Annotated in this window: 7 protein-coding genes; 3 read left to right on the top strand and 4 right to left on the bottom strand. The window is 70.0% G+C overall.

The window, feature by feature from the left end; all coding sequences use genetic code 11:
• The first annotated feature begins 302 nt into the window (after window positions 1-302).
• Window positions 303-899, top strand: a complete 597-nt coding sequence (locus V7E05_RS12775; RefSeq protein ID WP_333620024.1) for a sugar O-acetyltransferase — start codon at window positions 303-305, stop codon at window positions 897-899.
• A 56-nt stretch (window positions 900-955) separates the two neighbouring features.
• On the opposite strand, the gene V7E05_RS12770 is transcribed toward V7E05_RS12775, so the two are convergent.
• The 3 genes from V7E05_RS12770 to V7E05_RS12760 all read right to left on the bottom strand — a co-directional run bounded on the left by V7E05_RS12770 (window position 956) and on the right by V7E05_RS12760 (window position 3,467).
• Complete coding sequence (locus tag V7E05_RS12770) at window positions 956-1,576, bottom strand: hypothetical protein (protein ID WP_333620023.1); 621 nt, start codon at window positions 1,574-1,576, stop codon at window positions 956-958.
• Window positions 1,577-1,716: 140 nt separating this feature from the next.
• Window positions 1,717-2,544: an alpha/beta-hydrolase family protein gene (locus tag V7E05_RS12765; RefSeq protein ID WP_333620022.1), complete on the bottom strand. Its 828-nt coding sequence runs from the start codon at window positions 2,542-2,544 to the stop codon at window positions 1,717-1,719.
• Window positions 2,545-2,705: 161 nt separating this feature from the next.
• Complete coding sequence (locus V7E05_RS12760; RefSeq protein WP_333620021.1) at window positions 2,706-3,467, bottom strand: hypothetical protein; 762 nt, start codon at window positions 3,465-3,467, stop codon at window positions 2,706-2,708.
• A 149-nt stretch (window positions 3,468-3,616) separates the two neighbouring features.
• On the opposite strand from V7E05_RS12760, the gene V7E05_RS12755 reads away from it, so the two are divergent.
• Window positions 3,617-4,903 carry a sensor histidine kinase gene (locus tag V7E05_RS12755; protein WP_333620020.1) on the top strand — a complete coding sequence of 429 codons (1,287 nt, stop codon included), beginning with the start codon at window positions 3,617-3,619 and terminating at the stop codon, window positions 4,901-4,903.
• Between the two features lie 112 nt (window positions 4,904-5,015).
• Entirely contained in the window at window positions 5,016-5,669 is a 654-nt protein-coding gene (locus V7E05_RS12750; RefSeq protein ID WP_333620019.1) for a response regulator transcription factor, read from the top strand.
• A 103-nt stretch (window positions 5,670-5,772) separates the two neighbouring features.
• Here V7E05_RS12750 and V7E05_RS12745 read toward each other — a convergent pair whose 3' ends face one another.
• On the bottom strand, window positions 5,773-5,901 hold the full coding sequence (locus V7E05_RS12745) for a hypothetical protein (RefSeq protein ID WP_333620018.1): 129 nt from the start codon (window positions 5,899-5,901) through the stop codon (window positions 5,773-5,775).
• Window positions 5,902-6,420: the final 519 nt, after the last annotated feature.

The raw sequence follows: 6,420 nt of genomic DNA, 5'->3' as shown, positions 1-6,420 counted from the left end.
ACTACTGGCGCCTCCCGCTGCCCGCCGATCTCGAGCCCGGCGAGCACACCGCGGAGATCACGGCCACCGACCGCTACGGCAAGACCTACACCGAGAAGTTCGCCTTCACGGTCACGGCGGACGACGCCGCGAAGTAGTCGGGTAGCCGGCACATAGGCGTCGGATACCTGCCGATACGACCAGGCCGGGCCGCCCGTGGATCATCGTCCCCGGGCGGCCCGGCCTGTTCGTGGTCTACGCGCACCGGCCTCCGGCTCGTAGGCTTTGACCCGACACGGATCGAATACCGGGGAGGTAGGGCGATGGCAGGCGGAGACGAGAACGTAGCGACCCTCGAGGAACTGATCGAGGCGCTCGACGCCGGGCAGATCATCGCCGGAGGAAGCCCGCTGCACGCGGCGATACACGCGCAGTCCCAGCGCGCGCTGCGGATCACCGGCGAGCTCAATGGCTCGTACCACGACGAAGAGGAGGTCCGCGGGCTGCTCTCCGAGCTGTTGGGCGCGCCCGCCGCGGAGGGCTTCCGCGTTTTCCCGCCGTTCTATACGGACTTCGGCCGCAATACCCGGATCGGCCGCGACGTCTTCATCAACATGGGCTGCAAGTTCCAGGACCAGGGCGGGATCACCATCGGCGACCGCGCGCTCATCGGCCACAACGTGCTCATCGCGACGCTCAACCACGCGATGGATCCCGCCCGCCGCGCGGACATGGAGCCCCATCCCGTGAGTATCGGCGCCGACGCGTGGATCGGTGCGAACAGCACCATCCTGCCGGGCGTGAGCATCGGCGACGGCGCGGTGATCGCCGCCGCCTCTGTTGTGACCCGTGACGTGCCGGCCGGCATGCTCGCCGTCGGCTCGCCGGCGAAGGTCGTGCGCGAGGTCGTGCCGGAGTAGCGCAGCACGGCCCGCATGTGGCGAGCCACCCCTGGATGACGGCCCAGGTCCGCGAGCTACAGGCCGCCGCGCTCGGTGCCGGTAAAGGAGCGCACGATGTCCGGGATCTCCTCGTGGATCGGCGTCCCGGCGCCCTGCCGCTCAGTGTTCGCCGCGACGGCCAGGCCCGCAGCGGAGGCGGCAAGGTGGCAGCCCGCCAGATCGGCGTCGGCATCGGCGCCGGCGCACGAGGCGTGCATGCGGCGCTCGAGCTGCCGATCGATGGCGGAGCGTAGGCCCGGGGGGATGCGCTGTCCGTCGTCATGGGCGGCGCGAAGCAGGTCGTAGCCGAGGTCGTGCGACTTGCAGGCGTGGTCGAAGCTCGCGGGGAGCGCGACCGGCGAGGAGCAGTTGCCGTCGGCGCGCTCGGCGAAGCCATCGGGGGTGAGCACGGGCTCGTAGCCGAGCGCGGCGATGGTCTCGGGGGAGAAGTAGTCGAGGCCCGGGGTGTCCTCGGAGAGGAGCGTCGCCGCGCGCAGTGCGGGCTCGGTGGGGAGCGGACCCTGCTGGGCGGGGCTGTCCTTGTTGTCGTCGGCGGATGCTCCGGCTGGGCTGATCGCGATCGCTGCCAGGCTGGCGATGGCGACGAACTTCCAGCCCTGCGAGCGTAGGCGTCGGTGGCGTGCGGGTTTGTGCATAGCTTCTGTGTCGAGGCCGGGGCGTCGCGGTAGGTCCGCGGCGGTCCCGGCTGCCCTTTCTGGAGCAACCGTCCGAGCGTACTGGATCTCGGGGCGAAATCACACGAGGCGTGAGAGGCGTCGCACACTCGGCGCGAGGCTTACGGGTTCGCCGTGGATGCCGAAACGCGTGGTACCGGAACGCATTCGGCGGGCGGGACAATGGGATCGTAGCTGTGTTCGGTGCCGGGGGCGGCGGACTCGGAGCCGGGAAGGGCGGCGAGCACGCCTGCCGCTCGGGCGGGGTCGCGGAGGAGGCCCCACGAGACAGAGCCCACGGGATCTCCGGGGTTGAGGGCGGAGACCGCGCACGAGTTCGGCAAGCCTGCGGGAGCGGCGTAGGGGTGGGCGTCCTCGCCTGGCCGGCCCTGCCACAGCACGGCGTCGACCCTGCCTGCGAGCGCGGGGTCCGCGAGTGCCGCGGCCCCGGACTGCGCGCCGAGGCTCTCGCCCTGGACGACGAGCTTCGGGCGCTGGTTCTCGGGCATGGCGGCGATGTGCTCGGTGACTCCCGAGATGAGTGCGCGGGCCGAGTTCACGGCGCGGGCCGGGTCGAGGACGAACACGGCGGCCGAGGGTGCGCGCGAATAGCGCACCGCGACGGTGGCGATGTCGCCGCCGGCCCACCGCTCGAGCGCATCGGCCTCGTCGGGATCGACCCAGCCCGAGCCGGTAGGCAGGGCGATGACGAGGACTTGCCTGTCGAATCCGCCGCTCACGTCTAGGCGGTCGACGGCCTCGCCGGCGGCTACTGCGGGGTCGGCGCCGGGGGTGTCGACGTAGGTGCGCACTGCGCCGAGCGGTGACGGGTCCTGGAGGACGAGCTCGGGGCTCTGCCGCAGCGGACCGGAATCGAAGGCCCACCAGGCGAGGCCGGAGAGGGAGGAACCGAGGAAGTAGAAGCCGGCGATGACGGCGAGGATGCCCATCGCTACCTGGCAGAGGACGCCCGCTGCGCGAGCGGCGATCGCCCTGGCTGCGACGCCGAGCGGTACGCGGCGCCTTGTGCGGCTGGCGGGGCGTGGCCGTGACAGTTGGAGGGGGTGGGGGAGCATGCGCGCGGTGGGCCGAATCGCCGGCGGGGCCTGGACTACCACGGGAACCGCTCCTCGACCGGGGCGCCGCGGTGCTGGCGCAGTGTGTTGGCCTCGACGGCGAACTCGGCGACGGAGGCCGCCGTGCGGCAGCTCCCGTACTCCAAGGCGCCCAGCGGGTTATGGGCCGGGGCGCACGAGGCCGCCATGCGCTCGCCGAGTTGCCTGTCGAGCGCCGGACGCAGATCGGCGGGGATCTGGGCGCCGCCTGCATGGGCGATGCGGAGCAGGTCGTAGCCGAGATCGTGGGTCTTGCACGGCGTCTCGAAGCTCGTGGGGAGCGGAACCGGCGAGGAGCAGTCGCCGTCGGGCCGGAGAGCGAGGGCGCCATCGGGCGTGTTGCCGTCCGTTCCGTTCGTGCCCACTGCCGGGGAAGTCTCGGGCGCGTACCCCAGCGCGGCGACCAGCTCGCGGGAAAAGTACGCGGTGTCGCGCTCGCCGGCGGCTAGGTTCTTACCAGCGCTGACGGCGTCCACCGCAGCCACGGACGCCGCCGCGGACCCTCCGGCGCCCGAAGAGGCGCCGGTGGACGGCGGCGCGGAGCCGACCGAGGGCGAAGCGGCGGCCGCCGCCGACGGCGTCGCCGTGTGCGCGAGTGCGCCGAAGGCGGTGGCGGCCGCGGCAATCGCGATCCCCGCCGCGACGATCACGATGGCTCGGCGGTCGAGCTTCCGCGGCCCGGGAGCCTCGGCAGGCGTAGAGACGGAGGCGGAACAATCGGTGCGGGCGGTCGGCGTGCTGCGAGGGTTGCTGTCCATGCCGAGCAAGCTATGTAGGTGCGCCCGCGGCGTGGATCCCCTGAGCAGGGGATTTCCGCCTCACCTCGCAGGGTTAACCCCAGGGGATTAGGGGAAAGTCACCCTCTGGGGTGATTACCCGGGAGGCTGCGCCCCATAGCGTCGTGGGCATGAAGAAAGAGAAGACCGCGCCCGGCGAGCGGGCCGCCAAGCAGGCGAAGGCTGCCAAGGCCACGAAGGCCGTGGCGAACTCCCGACCAGGCCGCTCGACGCGCCGCGCGCTCGCCCCGCATTGGCCGGAGCTCCTCTTCGTCGCGGTGGCACTCATATTCTTCGCGATCACGTGGCCGACGATGTCGATGACCCACCACGTGATCGTCGGCCTCGTCCCGATCCTGTCGATGCTCGCCACGTGGCCGATCGCGACGATCCGCTACCTCCCGTTTGGATCGTGGGCGGTCGTGGCGTTCTCGTGCCTCGTCATCGTCCCCGCTCATTCGAACCCCGATTTCGCCCTCGGCTGGCCGGTGACCTTCCACCTCGCGCTCGCGATCACGCTCGCCGCGGTAGTGCTCACCTGCGACGTCAAACGCGTGGGAATAGCAGTGGCGGTGACGGCGGCGCTCCAGCTGCTGGGGCCGCGCTTCGATATCAAGATCGGTTGGTTCTTCGGGGCGCTCATGTTCGCCGCGGTGATCTTCCTGATCCGCTGGCTCGTGGTGTCGCGGCGACAGCTCGCCACGTCGAACGTCCAGCTCGCGCAGGAATCGGCGCGCTCGGAGGCACAGTCCGACCTGCGCATCGTCGCCGAGGAGCGGAACAAGCTCGCCCGCGACTTGCACGATGTGGTCGCCCACCAGATGTCGATGATCGTGGTGCAGGCGCAGTCCGCGCCCTACCGCCTCCAGGGTGTGACCCCGGGGATCCACGCCGAGTTCGACACGCTTGCCGAGACCGCGCGCAGCGCTCTCGACGAGGTGCGCTCGCTGCTCGGTGTGCTGCGCACCGATGCCGAGACCACCGAGGTCGCGCCCGTCGGCGCCGACCAGATCCTCCCGACGCTCACCACCGCGCGCCGCTCCGGCGTGGACATCTCGTGGAACATCGACGGCGACCTCGAATCCGTCGATGAGACCACGGGGGTCGTGCTCCATCGTGTGCTCCAGGAATCGCTGTCCAACGCGGCGCGGCACGCGCCGGGTGGTCCGGTGGTGGTGAACCTCGACATAGATAGAGGACCTGCGGGCGAGGGCGGGCAGGCGAACGCGAGCCTCGAGGTCGACAACGGTCCCGCCGCGCCCGGCGCGCTGATTTCGCCCGGTTCCGGCGGTGGCTCGGGAATCCCCGGGATGTCCGCGCGCGTGCAGGCCGTGGGAGGCGCGTTCTCCGCGCTCTCCGCCTCGGACGGCGGGTTCACCGTGACGGCCCGCGTGCCCTTCCGGGGCCGCGCCCGATGAGCGCGGGGCTGCGGGGCGCCTGGCGAAGAGATGCCTGTTTGATATCCGCCCGGCCGTTTGCAACTTGGTCGATGGCCGCACCGCCGGCGACACTCGCAACTAGGGTGGCCCCATGCCCATCAAGGTGATGATCGTCGACGACCAGGTGATGGTCCGGCAGGGATTCGCCGCACTCCTCGGCGCGCAGGACGACATCGTCGTGGTCGGCGACGCCTCCGATGGCGCCGCGGCGGTGGAGGCGGTGCGATCCCTACAGCCCGACGTCATCTTCATGGATGTGCGAATGCCCGAGGTCGACGGCCTCGAGGCGTCACGGCGGATTCTTGCTTCGGGGATCGATCCGAAGCCGCGGATCATCATGCTCACCACGTTCGACCTCGACGATTACGTGTACGAGGCGCTGCGGATCGGCTGCTCAGGGTTCCTGCTCAAGGACGCGCCGGCCGAAGAACTCTTCCGCGCGGTGCGGCTCGTGGTCGAGGGGGAGGCGCTTCTGGCGCCGACCGTGACTCGGCGGCTCATCGAGGACGCGATGTCGCGGCGCGCCCAGCCGCGGCACGAGCCGCGCGCGCTGGCCTCCCTCACCCCGCGCGAGCGCGAGACACTCGAGCAGATCGCCACGGGCCGCTCCAACGCGGAGATCGCGGACACGCTGTATATCTCCGAGGAGACGGTCAAGACCCACGTGCGGCGCGTGCTGCAGAAGCTCGCCCTCCGCGACAGGGCGCAGGTCGTGGTCTACGCCTACGAGAACGGAGTGGTCTGACGCGGGAGGTCCCCCTCGCTCGGCCTCCGGCATCGACGCAGACGTGACCACGCCGTGGGTTCCGCCTCCCGGCGGAACCCACGGCGTGGTTCTTGATGTGAATTTACTCCCCGCCGCCGACCAGCGAGCCGGTGAAGGCCTCGTAGAAGCCCTCGACTGCCGAGAGGCCGGCACTGATCATGCCCCGCGCGAAGGTGAACATGTTGCCAACGACCATTTCGATGGAACCCATGAGTGTTTCTCCCTGAATGAGTGTGAGCCGTGGAGGCCCTGGTGGACTGACGATGTGAGCTCGTCAGTAGGTATATCCCAGAAACTGGGGAGTGTGTTACAGATCACACTATTGGGGGTACGGGGCGCTCGGCCTGCGAGGCCCGAACGTAGTCGGGCGTTCGTAGTGTGTGAATTCGCGACTAAATCGAACGTGGGCCCCACCCGAAAAACGGGTGGGGCCCACGAGGCTCTCCGGTCTAGCCGGAGTGGCTGCTACTTCTGGAGCGAGCCGGAGATGACCGTGTAGAAGCCCTCGACGGCCTTGAGGCCGGCGTTGATGAGGCCCTGCGCGAAGCCGAAACCGTTGTTGGCGATGTCCTGGATGGAACCCATGATGTGTCTCCTTGAGTGTTGGTGTTCGGGCCTAGGTGGCCCGGAAGTGTGGATGGCCACCGGAGAGTGTCCGGTCGGCCGTGGCCCACAAGGCTCTCCGGTCTAGCCGGAGTGGCTGCTACTTCTGGAGCGAGCCGGAGATGAC

Origin of the sequence: Dietzia sp. (assembly GCF_036741115.1) — a bacterium.
Lineage (GTDB): Bacteria > Actinomycetota > Actinomycetes > Mycobacteriales > Mycobacteriaceae > Dietzia.
Note: the sequence above shows the minus strand (reverse complement) of the source record. Positions and strands in the feature narration are given on the sequence as shown.

What these genes read in the sequence shown, in the direction of transcription:
- V7E05_RS12775 (WP_333620024.1), top strand. Translation starts at nt 303, where the DNA reads ATGGCAGGCGGAGACGAGAACGTAGCGACCCTCGAGGAACTGATCGAG.
- V7E05_RS12770 (WP_333620023.1), bottom strand. Translation starts at nt 1,576, where the DNA reads ATGCACAAACCCGCACGCCACCGACGCCTACGCTCGCAGGGCTGGAAG.
- V7E05_RS12765 (WP_333620022.1), bottom strand. Translation starts at nt 2,544, where the DNA reads ATGGGCATCCTCGCCGTCATCGCCGGCTTCTACTTCCTCGGTTCCTCC.
- V7E05_RS12760 (WP_333620021.1), bottom strand. Translation starts at nt 3,467, where the DNA reads ATGGACAGCAACCCTCGCAGCACGCCGACCGCCCGCACCGATTGTTCC.
- V7E05_RS12755 (WP_333620020.1), top strand. Translation starts at nt 3,617, where the DNA reads ATGAAGAAAGAGAAGACCGCGCCCGGCGAGCGGGCCGCCAAGCAGGCG.
- V7E05_RS12750 (WP_333620019.1), top strand. Translation starts at nt 5,016, where the DNA reads ATGCCCATCAAGGTGATGATCGTCGACGACCAGGTGATGGTCCGGCAG.
- V7E05_RS12745 (WP_333620018.1), bottom strand. Translation starts at nt 5,901, where the DNA reads ATGGGTTCCATCGAAATGGTCGTTGGCAACATGTTCACCTTCGCGCGG.